Origin of the sequence: Streptomyces sp. NPDC051133 (assembly GCF_040682635.1) — a bacterium.
Taxonomy (GTDB): domain Bacteria; phylum Actinomycetota; class Actinomycetes; order Streptomycetales; family Streptomycetaceae; genus Streptomyces.
On the sequence record NZ_JBFBBK010000045.1, the window covers coordinates 52,442 to 68,008 of the forward strand.

Annotated in this window: 16 protein-coding genes; 5 read left to right on the forward strand and 11 right to left on the reverse strand. The window is 72.7% G+C overall.

Going from position 1 to position 15,567, the window contains the following annotated elements:
- Positions 1–45: 45 nt before the first annotated feature.
- Genes AB0N17_RS34350 through AB0N17_RS34360 form a run of 3 tightly spaced genes read right to left on the reverse strand, consistent with a single transcriptional unit; the run spans position 46 to position 2,726 of the window.
- Positions 46–723, reverse strand: a complete 678-nt coding sequence (locus AB0N17_RS34350) for a response regulator transcription factor (RefSeq protein WP_366015528.1) — start codon at positions 721–723, stop codon at positions 46–48.
- Positions 720–1,955, reverse strand: coding sequence for a DUF5931 domain-containing protein (locus tag AB0N17_RS34355; RefSeq protein WP_366015529.1), 1,236 nt, complete (start codon positions 1,953–1,955; stop codon positions 720–722). The genes AB0N17_RS34350 and AB0N17_RS34355 overlap by 4 nt, the downstream gene beginning before the upstream one ends.
- A 33-nt stretch (positions 1,956–1,988) precedes the next feature.
- Positions 1,989–2,726 (reverse strand): lysophospholipid acyltransferase family protein, encoded by a 738-nt coding sequence (locus AB0N17_RS34360; protein ID WP_366015547.1) that lies wholly within the window; start codon positions 2,724–2,726, stop codon positions 1,989–1,991.
- A gap of 173 nt (positions 2,727–2,899) precedes the next feature.
- Between AB0N17_RS34360 and AB0N17_RS34365 the strand changes: the two genes are divergently transcribed.
- The 3 genes from AB0N17_RS34365 to AB0N17_RS34375 are packed head-to-tail and all read left to right on the forward strand — an operon-like array spanning position 2,900 to position 4,682.
- Complete coding sequence (locus AB0N17_RS34365) at positions 2,900–3,679, forward strand: alpha/beta fold hydrolase (protein WP_366015530.1); 780 nt, start codon at positions 2,900–2,902, stop codon at positions 3,677–3,679.
- Positions 3,672–4,235, forward strand: coding sequence for a hypothetical protein (locus AB0N17_RS34370; protein WP_366015531.1), 564 nt, complete (start codon positions 3,672–3,674; stop codon positions 4,233–4,235). The genes AB0N17_RS34365 and AB0N17_RS34370 overlap by 8 nt, the downstream gene beginning before the upstream one ends.
- Positions 4,236–4,250: 15 nt before the next feature.
- The gene (locus AB0N17_RS34375; protein ID WP_366015532.1) at positions 4,251–4,682 is read left to right on the forward strand and encodes a hypothetical protein; all 432 of its coding nucleotides are present in this window, start codon (positions 4,251–4,253) and stop codon (positions 4,680–4,682) included.
- A gap of 133 nt (positions 4,683–4,815) precedes the next feature.
- Here the strand turns inward: AB0N17_RS34375 and AB0N17_RS34380 are convergent, their stop codons facing one another.
- The 6 genes from AB0N17_RS34380 to AB0N17_RS34405 form a co-directional block, all read right to left on the reverse strand.
- Positions 4,816–5,571 carry an endonuclease/exonuclease/phosphatase family protein gene (locus AB0N17_RS34380; protein ID WP_366015533.1) on the reverse strand — a complete coding sequence of 252 codons (756 nt, stop codon included), beginning with the start codon at positions 5,569–5,571 and terminating at the stop codon, positions 4,816–4,818.
- A gap of 68 nt (positions 5,572–5,639) precedes the next feature.
- Complete coding sequence (locus AB0N17_RS34385) at positions 5,640–6,593, reverse strand: ROK family glucokinase (RefSeq protein ID WP_366015534.1); 954 nt, start codon at positions 6,591–6,593, stop codon at positions 5,640–5,642.
- A 67-nt stretch (positions 6,594–6,660) separates the two neighbouring features.
- Entirely contained in the window at positions 6,661–7,155 is a 495-nt protein-coding gene (locus tag AB0N17_RS34390; RefSeq protein ID WP_366015535.1) for a DUF5304 domain-containing protein, read from the reverse strand.
- 57 nt (positions 7,156–7,212) lie between these two features.
- Positions 7,213–8,385: an ArsA-related P-loop ATPase gene (locus AB0N17_RS34395; RefSeq protein ID WP_366015536.1), complete on the reverse strand. Its 1,173-nt coding sequence runs from the start codon at positions 8,383–8,385 to the stop codon at positions 7,213–7,215.
- A gap of 43 nt (positions 8,386–8,428) precedes the next feature.
- Positions 8,429–8,872 carry an SRPBCC family protein gene (locus AB0N17_RS34400; protein WP_366015538.1) on the reverse strand — a complete coding sequence of 148 codons (444 nt, stop codon included), beginning with the start codon at positions 8,870–8,872 and terminating at the stop codon, positions 8,429–8,431.
- 117 nt (positions 8,873–8,989) lie between these two features.
- The gene (locus tag AB0N17_RS34405; RefSeq protein WP_366015539.1) at positions 8,990–9,817 is read right to left on the reverse strand and encodes a metallophosphoesterase; all 828 of its coding nucleotides are present in this window, start codon (positions 9,815–9,817) and stop codon (positions 8,990–8,992) included.
- A 296-nt stretch (positions 9,818–10,113) separates the two neighbouring features.
- On the opposite strand from AB0N17_RS34405, the gene AB0N17_RS34410 reads away from it, so the two are divergent.
- Positions 10,114–11,910 (forward strand): AMP-dependent synthetase/ligase, encoded by a 1,797-nt coding sequence (locus AB0N17_RS34410; RefSeq protein WP_366015540.1) that lies wholly within the window; start codon positions 10,114–10,116, stop codon positions 11,908–11,910.
- Between the two features lie 19 nt (positions 11,911–11,929).
- On the opposite strand, the gene AB0N17_RS34415 is transcribed toward AB0N17_RS34410, so the two are convergent.
- The gene (locus tag AB0N17_RS34415) at positions 11,930–13,516 is read right to left on the reverse strand and encodes a GMC oxidoreductase (protein ID WP_366015541.1); all 1,587 of its coding nucleotides are present in this window, start codon (positions 13,514–13,516) and stop codon (positions 11,930–11,932) included.
- Positions 13,517–13,618: 102 nt separating this feature from the next.
- The gene (locus AB0N17_RS34420; RefSeq protein ID WP_366015542.1) at positions 13,619–14,761 is read right to left on the reverse strand and encodes a glycosyltransferase family 4 protein; all 1,143 of its coding nucleotides are present in this window, start codon (positions 14,759–14,761) and stop codon (positions 13,619–13,621) included.
- 129 nt (positions 14,762–14,890) lie between these two features.
- Between AB0N17_RS34420 and AB0N17_RS34425 the strand changes: the two genes are divergently transcribed.
- On the forward strand, positions 14,891–15,567 hold a 677-nt coding region (locus AB0N17_RS34425; protein WP_366015543.1), incomplete at its 3' end, for a glycosyltransferase family 87 protein.

The window sequence follows — 15,567 nt, forward strand, 5'->3', positions numbered from 1 at the left end:
GAGCTGCGTCACATCGGGAGAGGCGGGAAGGGTGATTCCGGCCGGTCACTCGTCGTCGAGGCCACGCTCTATGGCGTACCGGACCAGCTCCACCCGGTTGTGCAGCTGGAGCTTGCCGAGGGTGTTCTGCACGTGGTTCTGGACCGTGCGGTGGGAGATGACGAGGCGTTCGGCGATCTGCTTGTAGCTCAGGCCCTTGGCGACCAGCCGCAGCACCTCCGTCTCCCGGTCCGTCAGCCGCGGTGCGCCCGGCTCGTCGGTGTCCGGGGCGGGCGCGGGCTCGGAGGCCAGCCGGCGGTACTCGCCGAGGACCAGTCCGGCCAGGCCCGGCGTGAACACCGGGTCGCCGACGGCGGTACGGCGCACCGCGTCCAGGAGTTCCTCCGTGGAGGCCGACTTCAGCAGATAGCCGGTGGCGCCGGACTTGACCGCCTCCAGGACGTCGGCGTGCTCGCCGCTCGCCGAGAGGACCAGGACGCGCAGCGCCGGGTTGTGACCGACCAGCTCCTTGCAGACCTGGACGCCGGGCTTGGCGGGCAGGTTGAGGTCCAGCACGAGGACGTCCGGCGCGGCGGCTTTGGCCCGGCGGACCGCCTGTTCGCCGTCGCCGGCGGTGGCGACCACCTCGAAGCCGGACTCGCCCAGGTCCCGGGCGACCGCGTCGCGCCACATGGGGTGGTCGTCCACCACCATGACCTTGATCGGGTCCCGCTGCTCCGTCATCGCTGCTCCGCCTTGTCGCCCGGCGCCCGTACGGCGCCCTTCGGTACCTTCAGTTCGACCTCCGTGCCCTGTCCGGGGACGGAGACCAGCTCGGCGCTGCCGCCGAGATCGCGCAGCCGGCCCCGGATCGACTGGGCCACCCCGAGCCGGCCCTCGCCCTCGGCCTGGGCGAGCCGGCCCTCGGGGATGCCGGGACCCTCGTCCCGGACGGTCACGACGATCTCGTCCGGCTCGTCCTCGACCAGGATCCAGGCACGGGCCTGATCGCCCACGTGCGTGCGGACGTTGTCCAGCGCGGCCCCGACCGCCGCGGCCAGCTCCCGGGCCGCGGCCCGCGGCAGCGGCACCGGGGCGCCGGGTTCGGCGAGGCTGACCCGGCCGCAGGCGTAGGGGGCGAGCAGGGAGCGCAGGTCGAGCGGGCCGTCGGCCGGCTCGTCGTCGGGCTCCTCGACCGCGCGGACGACCGCTCCCGCGGAGGCGTCCTCCGACACCCGGGAGACCGGCACAAGTCCGCCGGTGACGAGGGTGCGCAGCGCCACCTCCTGCTCCCCGGCCAGCCGGCCCAGCTCGGCCGCCTCCCCGCCGAGGGCCGTGCCGCGCCGCTTCACCATGGCCAGCACCTGCAGCACGCTGTCGTGGATGTCCCGGGCGAGCCGCTCCCGCTCCCGGGTCGCGGCCTCGATCTCCAGTGCGCGGGCGAGGGTGCGTTCGGAGGCGCGGGCGACCTCGACGACGTAGCCGATGGCCACGGAGGCGATCCAGACCAGCACGACGGCGTGCACCGTCGCCCGGGTGGGGGCGCCCCGCTGGACGATGTTGGCGACGGCGACCGGTGTGGAGGCGAGCGCCGCCCAGCGCCAGCCGCCCTTGAGCGCGAAGGCGAGGACCACGCCGGCCGTCCATATCGACGGCAGCGTCGGAGTGCCCGTCACGATGCGCGCGTGGGAGGCGGCGACCGGCGTGAGGAGGATGCCGGTGAGCCCGATGGCCAGGTCGGCGGCGAGGAAGCGCCGGGTGCAGTGCGCGGCACTCACGACCTTGGGCAGCGTGGCCAGGGTCCACACGAAGAGGACCGCGTAGTAGCCGACGGCGACCCAGGGGTGGACGTACTTGCCGCTGCGGGCGACGAACAGGCCGATCGCGTACAGCATCGTCAGTACGCGGTATCCGGCGAGCGCACGCCACATCGGCTGCTCGACGGACATCCTCATCACGCGCTCGCGCCTGGCCATGCCCCGTCCCCCCGATTCCCCCGCTCCGGCCGTCTAGGACCCGGCCTGCTTCTTCTCCGCGGCCTTCCCGGCCTCCTTGGCCGCCTTCGCAGCCTCCGCGATCTGCCGCTTGGCGGCGGTCGCGTACATGTCGACGTACTCCTGGCCGGAGAGCTTCATGATCTCGTACATGACCTCGTCGGTCAGGGCGCGCAGGACGAAGCGGTCGTGCTCCATGCCGTGGTAGCGGCTGAAGTCCAGCGGCTTGCCGATGCGGATGCCGGGCCGCATCAGCTTCGGCATCACCTGGCCGGGCGGCTGGATCTTCTCCGTGTCGATCATGGCCACGGGGATGACGGGGGCGCCGGTGGCGAGCGCCACGCGCGCGAGGCCGCCGGGCTTGCCCCGGTACAGCCGGCCGTCAGGCGAGCGGGTGCCCTCCGGGTAGATGCCGAACAACTCGCCGCGTTCCAGCACCTCTATGCCGCTCTTGATCGCCGCCTCGCCGGCGCCGCGCGCCCCGGAGCGGTCCACGGGGAGCTGTCCGACACCCTTGAAGAAGGCCGCGGTCAGCCGGCCCTTGACGCCGGGCGTGGTGAAGTACTCGGCCTTCGCGATGAAGGTGACCTTGCGGTCCAGGACGGCCGGCAGGAAGAAGGAGTCCGAGAAGGACAGGTGGTTGCTTGCCAGGATGGCGGCGCCTTCGTCCGGTATGTTCTCCAGGCCCTCCACCCAGGGCCGGAAGGCGACCTTCAGCGGCCCTCCGATGGCGACCTTCATCGTGCCGTACAACACCCGCTGCCTCCTGAATCCGTCGAGGAGACCTTAACCCGGAGCACCGTCAAAGAGCCCGACGACCCTGGTCGGTGTCAGTGCGGTCGCGTACGGTGAACCACATCCGCGCGTTTCTTCCCGCCTCCGCCGGCGACCGGCGAGGCCCTCTTCCAGGAACAGGAGCGTCGAAGGTGCCGGTTCTCCCCGGAGCCGAGCCGTACCGCCACGCGGGCGGGGAGGTGGGTGTCCTCCTCTGCCACGGCTTCACGGGCTCGCCCCAGTCGCTGCGCCCCTGGGCGGAGCACCACGCGGCACACGGCCTGACCGTGTCGCTGCCGCTGCTGCCCGGCCACGGCACCCGCTGGGAGGACATGCAGGTCACCGGCTGGCAGGACTGGTACGCGGAGGTGGACCGCGAGCTGCGGGTGCTCTCCGAGCGCTGTGCGCGGGTGTTCGTCGCGGGCCTGTCGATGGGCGGCGCGCTGGCCCTCAGGCTCGCGGCCCGGCACGGCGAGCGGGTCGCGGGCGTGGTGGTCGTCAACCCGGCGAACCGGGTGCACGGCCTGTCGGCGTACGCCCTTCCGGTGGCCCGGCACCTCGTGCGGACGACGAGGGGCATCGCGAGCGACATCGCGAAGGAGGGCGCGGCGGAGCTGGGTTACGACCGGGTGCCGCTGCACGCCGCGCACTCGCTGCGCCGGTTCCTGCGCCGGGTGGACGGCGAGCTGCCCCAGGTCACCCAGCCGTTGCTGCTGCTGCGCAGCGCCCGGGACCATGTCGTCCCGGCGGCGGACTCGGCCCGGGTGCTGAGCCGGGTGTCGTCCACGGACGTCACGGAGACGGTGCTGGAACACAGCTACCACGTGGCGACGTTGGACGAGGATGCGGACCGGATCTTCGAGGAGAGCCTCGCCTTCATCGGCCGGCTCGCACCCAGTGCCGGCAAGGAAGGGACGACCGCAGGTGGCTGAGCACGACTCCGACCGTGAGGGCCGGGAGCCGGACGAGCAGGGCGTGCCCTTCGACGAGGACGCCGCCTGGCGGGCCATCGTCGCCGGGTACGGCCAGGAGCCGCCGGACCCGCCGGGCAGCAAGCCCTTCAAGCCGGTGAAGGACCTCCCGCTGCCCGAGCCGGACGCCGACGACGAGGGCGCCGACGACTCCGACAAGCAGCGCCCGGCCCGGCCGCTGGGCAGCTCGGTGTCGTTCGCGCCCGGAGTCGGCCCGCGTGACTACACCGCCCCGGAAGCGTCCGAGGACGACTTCGACGAGGACGACGAGGGCCACTTCGTCCCGCCGGAGCCCCCGCCGCTGCCGGACGCCGACACCACCGCGAAGTTCGCGTGGCTCGGTGTCGTCGGCGGCCCGGTCCTGCTCCTGCTGGCGGTCCTGCTGGGCTGGCAGATGACCTGGTGGCTGACGACCCTCGGGGTCGGTGGCTTCCTCGGCGGGTTCGCCACACTGGTGATGCGCATGCGCACGGACGACGACGGGGACGACGACCCCGGCCGGGGTGCGGTGGTCTGAGGGCCGCTCCGGCCTGTGAAGAACGCCGGCCGGCTGCACACGGTGCTCGTACGGCATCCGTGGCTGGTGCGGGCGATCGGCTCCCGCCTGCTCCACGGCACCGGGAAGGCCCGGTACGACGACATCTCCTCGGCGTCTTCGAGACCGCCGGCTTCACGGCCGGGGAGGCGGACCGTGCGGCCGGTGCCGTCGTCACGTACGTCCTGGGCGACACGCACGGCACGCAGGGGCGGCGGCGAGGCCGAGGAGTGGTTCGGCGAGACGCCGGCGAAGGAGGCGGCGAGGCCGTTCCCGCGGCTGCGGGCACGGCTCGGCACGGCCGCGACGACGGCTTACGCGGACGCGGCCGACGGCACGTACGCGGCGGGGCTGCGGGCGCTGCTGGAGGGGCTGCGGCCGGGTGGCGGCCCGGCACCGTCCCCGGGGCTGACGGGCACGGCGCGGTGAGCGGGGTGGGCGGCGCGGGAGAAGAAGCCCCGCTGTCCCTTCAGGCCGCCCTCGACGACGACGTACTCGTCCCCGGCGCCCGGCAGGAGGCCGATCCGCGCGGGCCGGAGGACAAGGGCTTCTTTTGCTTGGTTCAAGCGGCCGGAATCCGCACGGCGGCCAGCACCGGCAGGTGGTCGGTCGCCGCGGCCAGGTCGGCCCTGGTCACACCCGGCTGGTCCAGCGGGACGCCGCAGCCGAGGACCTCGATGCCCTTGGTGGCGAAGACGGCGTCGATGCGCTTGGGGGGTTCGCTGCGCGTCCAGGTGTGCTCGCCGCCCCAGGGAGCCACGGTCCGGCAGTCCTGGAGGCGGCTCGCGAGGAGGCGGAAGGTGCGGCCGTCGGGGCGGTCGTTGAGGTCTCCGCCCGCGACGGCGTGCTCGACACCGAGGCCGGCGAGGCGGTCGAGGAGCATGACGCCCTGCTCGTACCGCTCGGCGCCGTCGAGACTCAAGTGGCAGCTGAGCACACCGAGTCGCGCCCCGCCGAAACGGACCACCGCCGTGGCGAAGCCGCGCCGGTGCAGGCCGGGGGTGAGCGGGAGCAGGACGTCCTCGGTCCGCTCGACCGTGGCCCGCAGCGAGCACAGGACGGCCGGGCCGGCGGCGGTGGCCCCGCCGGTGAGAACGACCTGGCCGGAGGCGGCCGCCAGGCGGGCGAGCTTCTTGCGCCACCGGAAGAAGCGGGGGGCTTCCTGGACGAGGACCAGGTCGGGGGCGCAGGCGGTGATGATCCGCGCCAGGGCGTCGGTGTCGTCGCGCATCGAGCGGATGTTGTAGCTCAGGACGCGGAGGACGACCGAACCGTCGGACTCGGTACGGGAGTTGGGAAGCAGCGCACTGGTCACCATGCGATCAACATACGACGATGCCCGCCCGTCCCGGGACCGGACGCGGCGGGCACTGTCGTACGTCCCCACTACATGATCGGGTCGGGCTCCCGGGCCAGGTCGGCCGCGCCCACCATGCCCGCCTTGTTGCCGAGCTGGGCCGCGATCACATCGGCGACGGGGCGCCAGTTGCCGCCGACCAGCCAGCGCTTGTAGGACTTGCGGATCGGGTCCAGGACCAGTTCGCCCTCGTCGGAGAGGCCGCCGCCGACGATGAAAGCGGACGGGTCGAAGAGGGAGGCCAGGTCGGCGAGGCCGGCGCCGACCCAGCGGGCCAGCTCGCGGTAGGAGTCGACGGCGACCGGGCAGCCCTGGCGGGCGGCCACGGAGATGTGCTTGCCCTCGATGCCGTCGGGCGTGCCGTCGCCCAGCGCCAGCAGCACCTCGGCGCGCTCGGGGGTGGCGTTGGCGCGCTGCTTGGCGTAGCGGACCAGGGCACGGCCGGAGGCGTACTGCTCCCAGCAGCCCTGCGAGCCGCAGCCGCACAGCAGGCCGTCCGGGACCATCCGGATGTGGCCGAACTCGGCGGCCACGCCGAAGTGGCCGCGGCGCAGCTTGTTGCCGATGATGATGCCGCCGCCGAGGCCGGTGCCGAGCGTGATGCAGATGGCGTTGCGGTGGCCCTTGCCGGCGCCGAACTTGTACTCGCCCCAGGCGGCGGCGTTGGCGTCGTTCTCGACCACGACCGGGAGGCCGGTGCGCGCCTCGACCTTGTCCTTGAGCGGCTCGTTGCGCCAGTCGATGTTCGGCGCGAAGTACACCGTGGAGCGCTGCCGGTTCACGTAACCGGCCGCACCGATACCCACGCCGACGATCTCGTGCCCGGCACGCGCGCCCTCCACCGCCGAGGCGATGGCGTCCACGATGGCCTCGGGCGTGGTGGGGGTCGGCACCTTGAAGGTCGAGAGGATGTTGCCTTCCTCGTCGACCACGCCGGCCGCGATCTTCGTGCCGCCGATGTCGACGCCGATGGTGAGTCCCATGAATCCCTCAGTTTCGGTCGAGCCCCGCTACGGCCAACCGTACCCGAGGCCTTGCCGTGGCAGGGCTTCAGTCCAGGTCGATGCGTTCGCCCGGGCCGGTTCCCTCGCCCCGGTCGTCCGGCCCCTCGCGTCCCTCACGGGTCACGTCGTCGGCCGTGCGGGCGGTCCAGCGGCGTTCCTGGGCCTGGACGGCGGAACGGTAGGCGGCGAGCAGTTCGCCGCCGGCCGCGGCCAGGTGGTCGAAGACGTCCGGGTTGCGCTCCATGACGGGCTCGACGGCGGCCTTGGCCTGCTGGACGACCTGCCGCACCACCTGCTGGGCGGCGGGTCCGGCAAGGCCTCCGAGGAGCGGTGACTGGAGGCCGGACAGCTTGTCGGCCACCGTGTCCACGAGCTTCTTCAGTTCCTCGGCGGCGGAGCCCGGCTGCGGGCCGTACTCGGTGCGGCGGCGGGCCTTCTCGGCGGCGAGGTCCTCGGCGCAGGCCGTGGCCCAGGCGTCGGCGTCGGTCGCCCGCGCCTGCTCCTCCCCGTGGGCGTCGGATGCGGGGCGCTCTTCGCTCATGGCGGACTCCTGACTACGGTTCGCCCTTACGACGTTACCCGAACGGGGGCGTCCGGTTCACCGTCCGGCGGCGGGCCACAGACCCGGGTCGGGGGCGAAACGGATGCTCAGTTCGTCCTCGCGCAGCCCGGCGCCGGCGACGGTGCAGCGGCGCAGGGCGGAGGGCAGCGGAACGATCCGGCGGAACGGGCCGGCGGTGATCACGAGTTCGTCGCCGCGCCGGATCAGGTCCAGCTCGTCGCGCAGGGCGCCGGGCAGCGGGATGTGCCAGACCAGCACGCCGTCCTCGGCGATCCGGTCGGTGACGGGCCACTCGACCGGGGCGGGTGCCGGGTTGACGGCGGGGACGGCGAGGGCGGTGAGGTCGTCGGTGCCGTGCGGGTCGCGGCCGAGGTGCGGGACGCGGTGGACGTCGTACGACTCCTGCCACGCGTCGACGGTCTTGCGCTGCTGGGAGAGGAGCCCGGCCAGCCAGGTGCCGTCGCCGGCGTCGGGCAGGACGCGGTTGGCGATCAGGGCCTCGGTGGGCAGGCCGCGCAGGGCGAGCCCGAGCGCCGCGGTGCGGACGGCGTCGGCGCCGGCCGGGCCGGGCTCGGCGACCAGGCGTACGGCGGTGGTCCGGTCGGTGAGGACGGCCTCGACGGCGGCCAGCTCGACGTCCCAGCGGGCGGCGGTCTCGTACAGCCAGTCGGCGGGCATGGGGACGCCGGCCAGCCGGCCGAGGACCGGGCGCAGGGCGCGGGCCGCCTGCCGCTCGGGCGGGAGCAGGCGGCGCAGGTAGCGGCGCAGTTCCTCGGGCAGGGCGAGCAGCGGGAGGGCCTGCGGGAGGGGCGGGAGGTCGACGACGAGGAGGTCGTAGCGCTCGGAGAGGGCGGCGTCCCTGAGGGCGCGCAGGAAGGACAGTTCCGCGGCGCCGGGCAGCGGGGTGACCTCCTCGGCGTCCAGCCGGGACGCGCCGAGGAGGTCGAGGACGTTCGCCGCGCGGGTCTGGAAGGCGGTGAGGTCGTCGCGGAAGCGGGCGGCGGCGTCGGGGCGCCAGGTGGTGAGGAGGGGGGCGGCCTCGGCCGGGGCGGGTCCTGTTCCGGTGCCCAGCGCGGCGCCGAGCGTGTCGGTGGTGTCGGCGCCGAGGAGGAGGGTGCGGGTACCGTCGGCCGCGGCGCGCAGTGCGGTGGCGGCGGCGACGGTGGTACGGCCACTGCCGCCGGGGCCCGTGATCAGGATGGTGCGCATGAAGGTGAACGGTACCGCCGGGCGCGCCGCCCGAAGGGGGCGGCTACTTCTCCCCCGACTCCACCCTCTTCTTCAGGCCCGCCAGGGCGCGGTCGATGATGACCTTCTCCGCCTTGCGCTTGATCATGCCGAGCATCGGGATCTTGACGTCCACCGTCAGCAGGTAGGTGACCTCGGTGGTGCCGGCGCCCGCCGGCTTGAGGATGTACGAGCCGTCGAGGGAGCGGAGCATCTGGGACTTCACCAGGGTCCAGGAGACCTCGTTCGGGCCGGTCCACGTGTAGGCCAGCGTCTGGTCGTCCTTGATGGCGCCGGCGTCCATCACGAGGCGGACCTGCTCGGCGCGGCCCTGGCCGTCGGTCGCGAGGACCTCCGCCTCCTTCACCTCGCCCGTCCAGTCCGGGTAGCGGGCGAAGTCGGCGATCACCTCCATGACGTCGGCCGGTGCCGCCTCGATCGTGATGCTCGAGCTGGTGTGTTCCGCCATCGCCGTGGCTCCTCCAGATGCGGGCCGGTACAGAGATCGTCGTGCGCACGTGTGTGCAGCGTGAAGGCTACCGCGCCGCCGACCTGCCGCCTTCACCCCGTCCACATCGGCGGCCGGTCACCATTCCAGCGCCCAGGGCCGCCCGGTACCGGCGAAATGCCCGACGTTCACACACTCGGTCGCACCGATCCGCATCCGGCGCGCCAGCGGCTGGTGGACGTGCCCGAAGAGCGCGTAGCGCGGCCGGGTGCGGCGGATGGCGTCCAGCAGCGCGCGGCTGCCGCGCTCGAAGCGGCGCGCGACCGTGTCGTAGACCAGCTCGGGGACCTCCGGCGGGATGTGCGTGCACAGCACGTCGACCTCGCCGACGGCCTCGATCTTCGCCGCGTACTCCTCGTCACCGATCTCGTACGGCGTGCGCATCGGGGTGCGCAGGCCGCCCCCGACGAAGCCGAAGGTCCGGCCGCCGATCTCCACCCGCTGGCCGTCGAGGACGGTGGTGCCGGCGCGGGCGTACTCCGGCCACAGGGCCGGCATGTCGACATTGCCGTAGGTGGCGTACGTCGGGGTGGGGAACGCGGCGAACATCTCGGCGTACTGCTTGCGCACCGCCTTCTCGATGGCCATCGCCCGGTCCGTGCCGATGCCGGCCCACAGCCGGGCGCCGAACTCCCGGGCCTCCTCGAAACGCCGGGCGGTGCGCAGCTCGACGATCCGGTCGGCGTTCTCCTCGCCGAACAGGTCCGGGAAGATGCCGCGCGAGTGGTCGGCGTAGTCGAGGAAGAGCACGAGGTCGCCCAGGCAGATCAGGGCGTCGGCACCCTCGCCGGCCCGGGCCAGGTCCCGGGCGTTGCCGTGCACGTCGCTGACCACGTGGACGCGCGTCCCGCGGCCTCCGGGCCGCCGGCTCCGCGCGCTTCGGTTTCCGGGTGGTGTGGATGCCATGGTGATCAAGCGTAGGCGTGTGCGGTGTGGGTGAACAGTGTCCGTCCGGCCTGCGGTTACTCGCCGGTCGGTTGGGCCGTGGACTACTGTGCGCGAAGGAATGCCCCCGTGTGTGACGCAGCGAACATCTGGTCCGGACCCCCTGTCCTGAACGCCATACCGGCGGGTAACGTCCGGGCAGTCCAGTCGTGCTCTGGATTTCAACCAACGAAGCCCCGAGCACCAGCCCGAGCCTTGGACCGCACCGTCGCATCGCACAACGTCGTGGCGCCGGCGCCCTATGAGGAGCAGCAGTCTTGCGCGAGTTCAGCCTTCCGGCTTTGTACGAGGTCCCTGCGGACGGCAACCTGACCGACATCGTCCGCAGAAACGCCGCGCAGCATCCCGACGTCGCCGTGATCGCCCGCAAGGTCGGGGGCGCCTGGCAGGACGTGACGGCCCGGCAGTTCCTGACCGAGGTGCACACCGCCGCCAAGGGCCTCATCGCCGCCGGGGTGCAGCCGGGCGACCGGGTGGCGCTCATGTCCCGTACCCGCTACGAGTGGACGCTGCTGGACTTCGCGATCTGGAGCGCGGGCGCGGTCACCGTTCCGGTGTACGAGACCAGCTCGCCGGAGCAGGTGCAGTGGATCCTGTCCGACTCGGGCGCGACGGCATGCGTCGTGGAGCTGGCGGGCCACGCGGCGGCCGTGGAGTCGGTGCGCGAGTCGCTGCCCGCGCTGAAGCACGTCTGGCAGATCGAGGACGGGGGCCTGGAGGAGCTGGCGCGGCTCGGGCAGGACGTGTCGGACCAGACGGTGGAGGAGCGCGGCTCGCTCGCCAAGGCCGACGACCCGGCGACCATCGTGTACACGAGCGGCACGACCGGCCGTCCCAAGGGCTGTGTCCTGACCCACCGCAGCTTCTTCGCCGAGTGCGGCAACATCGTGGAGCGGCTGCGCCCGCTGTTCCGCACCGGTGAGTGCTCGGTGCTGCTCTTCCTGCCGCTCGCGCACGTCTTCGGGCGGCTCGTGCAGATCGCGCCGATGATGGCCCCGATCAAGCTGGGCTGCGTCCCGGACATCAAGCACCTCACCGACGAGCTGGCCGCCTTCCGGCCGACGCTCGTCCTCGGTGTCCCGCGCGTGTTCGAGAAGGTCTACAACTCGGCGCGGGCGAAGGCGCAGGCGGACGGCAAGGGCGCGATCTTCGACAAGGCGGCGGACACCGCGATCGCCTACAGCAAGGCGCTGGACAGCGCCTCCGGCCCGTCGTTCGGCCTGAAGGTCAAGCACAAGGTCTTCGACCGGCTGGTCTACAGCAAGCTGCGCGCGGTGCTCGGCGGCCGGGGCGAGTACGCCATCTCGGGCGGCGCCCCCCTCGGCGAGCGGCTCGGCCACTTCTTCCGCGGCATCGGCTTCACGGTGCTGGAGGGCTACGGCCTGACCGAGTCCTGCGCGGCGACGGCCTTCAACCCGTGGGACCGCCAGAAGATCGGCACGGTCGGGCAGCCGCTGCCGGGCTCGGTGGTGCGGATAGCGGACGACGGCGAGGTGCTGCTGCACGGCGAGCACCTGTTCAAGGAGTACTGGAACAACCCGGGCGCGACGGCCGAGGCGCTGGCCGACGGCTGGTTCCACACCGGTGACATCGGCACCCTGGACGAGGACGGCTACCTCAGGATCACCGGCCGGAAGAAGGAGATCATCGTCACGGCGGGCGGCAAGAACGTGGCGCCGGCCGTGATCGAGGACCGGATCCGGGCGCACGCGCTGGTCGCGGAGTGCATGGTGGTGGGCGACGGGCGGCCGTTCGTCGGCGCGCTGGTCACCATCGACGAGGAGTTCCTGGGCCGCTGGGCCGCCGAGCACGGCAAGCCGGCGGGTGCCACCGCGGCGTCGCTGAAGGACGACCCGGATCTGCACGCGGCGATCCAGGCGGCGGTCGACGACGGCAACGCCGCGGTGTCGAAGGCGGAATCGGTGCGGAAGTTCCGCATTCTGTCCTCCCAGTTCACGGAGGAGTCGGGCCACCTCACCCCGTCGCTGAAGCTCAAGCGGAACGTGGTGGCGAAGGACTACGGGGACGAGATCGAGGCGATCTACGCCAAGTAGGCTCCCTTCTCGCGATGCGTCATGGCGCGGTGCCCTCGGCGAGGACCCGCGCCATCGTGCGTTCGGCGAGCGCGGTGATCGTGACGAACGGGTTCACGCCGATGTTGCCGGGCACGAGCGAGCCGTCGGTGACGTACAGCCGTGAATACCCCTTGACCCGGCCGTAGTCGTCGGTCGCCCGGCCGAGGACGCAGCCGCCCAGCGGGTGGTAGGTGAAGTCGTCGGCGAAGACCTTGCTCGTGGAGCCGAACAGGTCGTAGCGGTAGATGGTGAGGTTGGCCAGGTTGATACGGTCGAACAGCTTCTTGGCCATGGCCACCGAGACCGCGCTCTGGTCGGCGCGCCAGCCGAGCTTCACCGCGCCGGAGGCGGAGTCGTAGGTGAAGGACGCCCGTTCGGGGTTCTTGGTGATCGCCAGGTAGAGGCTGATCCAGTGCTCGAACCCCATGGGCAGCGGGGCGATCTCGGCGAAGACCGGGTTGTCGGCGTTGGCCCAGTCGTCGATGCCCATCACCGGCATGGTGGCCTGGTCGGCGCCGACGGTGTCCCAGACGTGGTTGGCACGCCCGAGCATGGTGTTGCCGTTGGTGCCCCAGCCCGCGCCGACGGCGGCGTCCAGGTCGGGCAGGGTGCCGGTGTCCCGGGCGCGGACGAGGAGTTCGCTGGTGCCGAGGCTTCCGGCGCCGAGGAACAGATAGGTGCAGGCGTACTGCTTGGTCTCCACGACCGCGCCGGTGAGGTCGATCCGGTCGACGGTCAGGAGGTACGACCCGTCGCTCGCCCGGCTGACCGCCCTCACCTTCTCCAGGGTGTGGATCGTGACGTTGCCGGTGCCGAGGGCGGCGGCCAGATAGGTCTTGTCGAGGCTGCGCTTGCCGTGGTTGTTGCCGTAGATGACCTCTCCGGCGAGCGCGGACCTGGTGGCCGTGCCGGCGGCCTCCTGCTGCATGTAGCCGAAGTCGTAGACGTTCGGCACGAAGGTGGTCCTCAGCCCGGCGTTGGCGGCCGCCTTACGGGAGGTCCGCGTGAAGCGGTACCAGTCGGTGGACTCGAACCAGGACGGGTCGATGGTGTTGACGCCGAGCATGGCGCGGGCGCGGGGGTAGTAGGTGCCGTACATCTCGTCGGCGTCGACGGTCGGGAACTGCTCGGTGAAGTAGGACTTCAGCGGCGTGACGGCCATCCCGCCGTTGACGAGGGAGCCGCCGCCGACCCCGCGGCCGAGGTAGACGGACATGTTGTCGTAGTGCACGCGGTCCAGGACGCCCGGGTAGGCGCTGATGGCCTTGTTGACCACGTCCAGCCAGAGGAAGGTCGCGAGCGGGGCCTCGGTGCGGGTGCGGAACCACATGGAGCGCCGGTCGGGGGCTGTGGTGGAACAGAAGATCTTGCCGTCGCCGCCCGCGGTGTTCCACAGCCCGCCCATTTCGAGGACGAGGGTGCGGATGCCGGCCTGGCCGAGGCGGAGGGCGGCGACCGCGCCGCCGTAGCCGGAGCCGACGACGATCGCGGGCGCGGCCTCCGCGGCGGCGGGCTGCGCCGCCTGTGCCGACTGCAGGCCGATGCGGGTGAAGCCGAGGGCCGCCGCCGTCTGCAGGGCGGCCATACCGAGTATGTGACGTCTCGTCAGCTGACGTCTCATCAGTTTTGCTGTCATGCGCGCAGCATGTGCGGATTTTCCGGTTCCGCCTAGAGCCGACGCGAGGTTTTAGAGGAGGGTTTTGAGCTTCTCCGCCAGCAGGTCCCAGCGCCACTTCTCCTCGACCCACTGACGGCCCCGCTCGCCCATCCTGCGGCGCAGCTCCGGGTCCCCGAGCAGGGGGACGATGCGGTCGGCCGCCGCCGCCGGGTCGCCGCCCCGCACGACCCACCCCGTCTCCCCGTCGAGCACCGCGTCCGGGGCGCCGCCCGAGTCGCCCGCCACGACCGGCAGGCCGGTGGCCGACGCCTCGAGGTAGACGATGCCGAGGCCCTCCACGTCCAGGCCGCCGCGCCGGGTCCGGCAGGGCATCGCGAAGACGTCGCCGGCGCCGTAGTGGGCGGGCAGCTCGGACCAGGGGACGGAGCCGGTGAAGCGGACCGAGGACGCCACGCCCGTCTCCCGGGCGAGGCGGCGCAGGTCCTGTTCGTAGGGGCCGCCGCCGACGACGAGCAGCACGGTGTCCGGCTCGGCGGCGAGGATGCGGGGCATGGCCCGGATCAGGGTGTCCTGGCCCTTGCGCGGGACGAGACGGGAGACGCAGACCACGACCGGGCGGTCGGTGAGGCCGAGCCGGGCCCGGACCTCGTCGCCGCCGGATCCGGGGTGGAAGGTCTTCTCGTCGACCCCGGGCGGCAGCTGCACCATCCGCCCGGCCGCCTCGGGGGTCAGCGCGGTGGCGATGCGGGAGCGGGTGTACTCGCCCAGGTACGTGATCGTGTCCGTCGACTCCCCGATGCGGCGCAGCAGCCGCCGGGCCGCCGGCAGCTGGGCCCAGCCCGCCTCGTGGCCGTGGGTGGTGGCCACCAGCCGCTCGGCACCGGCCCTGCGCAGCGCGGGTGCCATGAGGCCGAGCGGTGCCGCCGCCCCGAACCACACCGAGGTGCACCCGTGCTCGCGCAGCAGCTCCACCGCCCGCCGGGTCGCCTGCGGGGTGGGCAGCAGCATCGTCGTACGGTCGCGTACGACGGTGAAGGGCTGCTCGGCGTCGAACGCGGCCGTGGCCTCCACGCCCTCCCGGCCGCGCTTCCAGGTGGAGGCGTAGACGACCAGCCGGCCGGGGTCCAGGCGCAGGGCCATGTTGTGCAGGAAGGCCTGGATGCCGCCCGGCCGGGGCGGAAAGTCGTTGGTGACGATCAGGGTCTTGTGCATCGCCGCCGACCCTACCGAATCGGCCGTCCGCCGCGGGCGCGGCCGAGTCTGTGGAAGCACACGGCCGGGCGGGACATCATGGTCCCGCGACGCGGACGTCGCAGCGGGCACCGAACGACAGGGGATCACGTGGAGACCAAGGCCGGCCGGCGGTCCCTGGCACGGCTGCTCGCGGTCTGGGGCGCCACCCGTGTGCTGCTCCTGCTGTTCGTCCTCGGGGTGTGCGCCTTCCCGGGCCCGGACGTCACACTGGACGTGTCGGTGACCTACCGCGGCTGGTTCGAGGTGCTGCGGCAGGGAACGTTTCCGCTGGACGACGTGACCTGGCAGTACCCGCCCGCCGCGGCCCTCGCGATCCTCTCCCCCGGCGCCCTGCCCTTCCTGTCCTACGCGCACGCCTTCTACGCCCTGGCGTTCCTCGCCGACCTCGCGGTCCTGGCCCTCCTGCTGTACGCGGGCGGGCGTCCCGGCCGGTCGCCGCGCGGGGCGTGGGTCTGGGTGGCGGGCGTGCCGCTGCTCGGCCCGACGGTGTACGCCCGTTACGACGTGATGGTGACCGCGGTGGCCGTGGCGGCACTGCTGGCCGGGGCCCGGCATCCGTGGGTGCGGGGCGCGCTGACCGCGTTCGGGGCGCTGCTGAAGGTCTGGCCGGTGCTGCTGCTGATCGGCGACGTCCGGCGCAGGGCGTGGGGGCCGGCGGTGGTGACCGCGGCCGGCCTGGTGGCGCTGTTCGCGGTGTCGATGCCGGGCGCCTTCGCCTTCCTGGCCTTCCAGCGGGACCGGGGCACCGAGGTGGAGTCGCTGGG

What these genes read in the sequence shown, in the direction of transcription:
- AB0N17_RS34385 (WP_366015534.1), bottom strand. Translation starts at nt 6,593, where the DNA reads ATGGGACTCACCATCGGCGTCGACATCGGCGGCACGAAGATCGCGGCC.
- AB0N17_RS34390 (WP_366015535.1), bottom strand. Translation starts at nt 7,155, where the DNA reads ATGAGCGAAGAGCGCCCCGCATCCGACGCCCACGGGGAGGAGCAGGCG.
- AB0N17_RS34420 (WP_366015542.1), bottom strand. Translation starts at nt 14,761, where the DNA reads ATGCACAAGACCCTGATCGTCACCAACGACTTTCCGCCCCGGCCGGGC.
- AB0N17_RS34380 (WP_366015533.1), bottom strand. Translation starts at nt 5,571, where the DNA reads ATGGTGACCAGTGCGCTGCTTCCCAACTCCCGTACCGAGTCCGACGGT.
- AB0N17_RS34350 (WP_366015528.1), bottom strand. Translation starts at nt 723, where the DNA reads ATGACGGAGCAGCGGGACCCGATCAAGGTCATGGTGGTGGACGACCAC.
- AB0N17_RS34400 (WP_366015538.1), bottom strand. Translation starts at nt 8,872, where the DNA reads ATGGCGGAACACACCAGCTCGAGCATCACGATCGAGGCGGCACCGGCC.
- AB0N17_RS34415 (WP_366015541.1), bottom strand. Translation starts at nt 13,516, where the DNA reads ATGGCCGCCCTGCAGACGGCGGCGGCCCTCGGCTTCACCCGCATCGGC.
- AB0N17_RS34395 (WP_366015536.1), bottom strand. Translation starts at nt 8,385, where the DNA reads ATGCGCACCATCCTGATCACGGGCCCCGGCGGCAGTGGCCGTACCACC.
- AB0N17_RS34405 (WP_366015539.1), bottom strand. Translation starts at nt 9,817, where the DNA reads ATGGCATCCACACCACCCGGAAACCGAAGCGCGCGGAGCCGGCGGCCC.
- AB0N17_RS34355 (WP_366015529.1), bottom strand. Translation starts at nt 1,955, where the DNA reads ATGGCCAGGCGCGAGCGCGTGATGAGGATGTCCGTCGAGCAGCCGATG.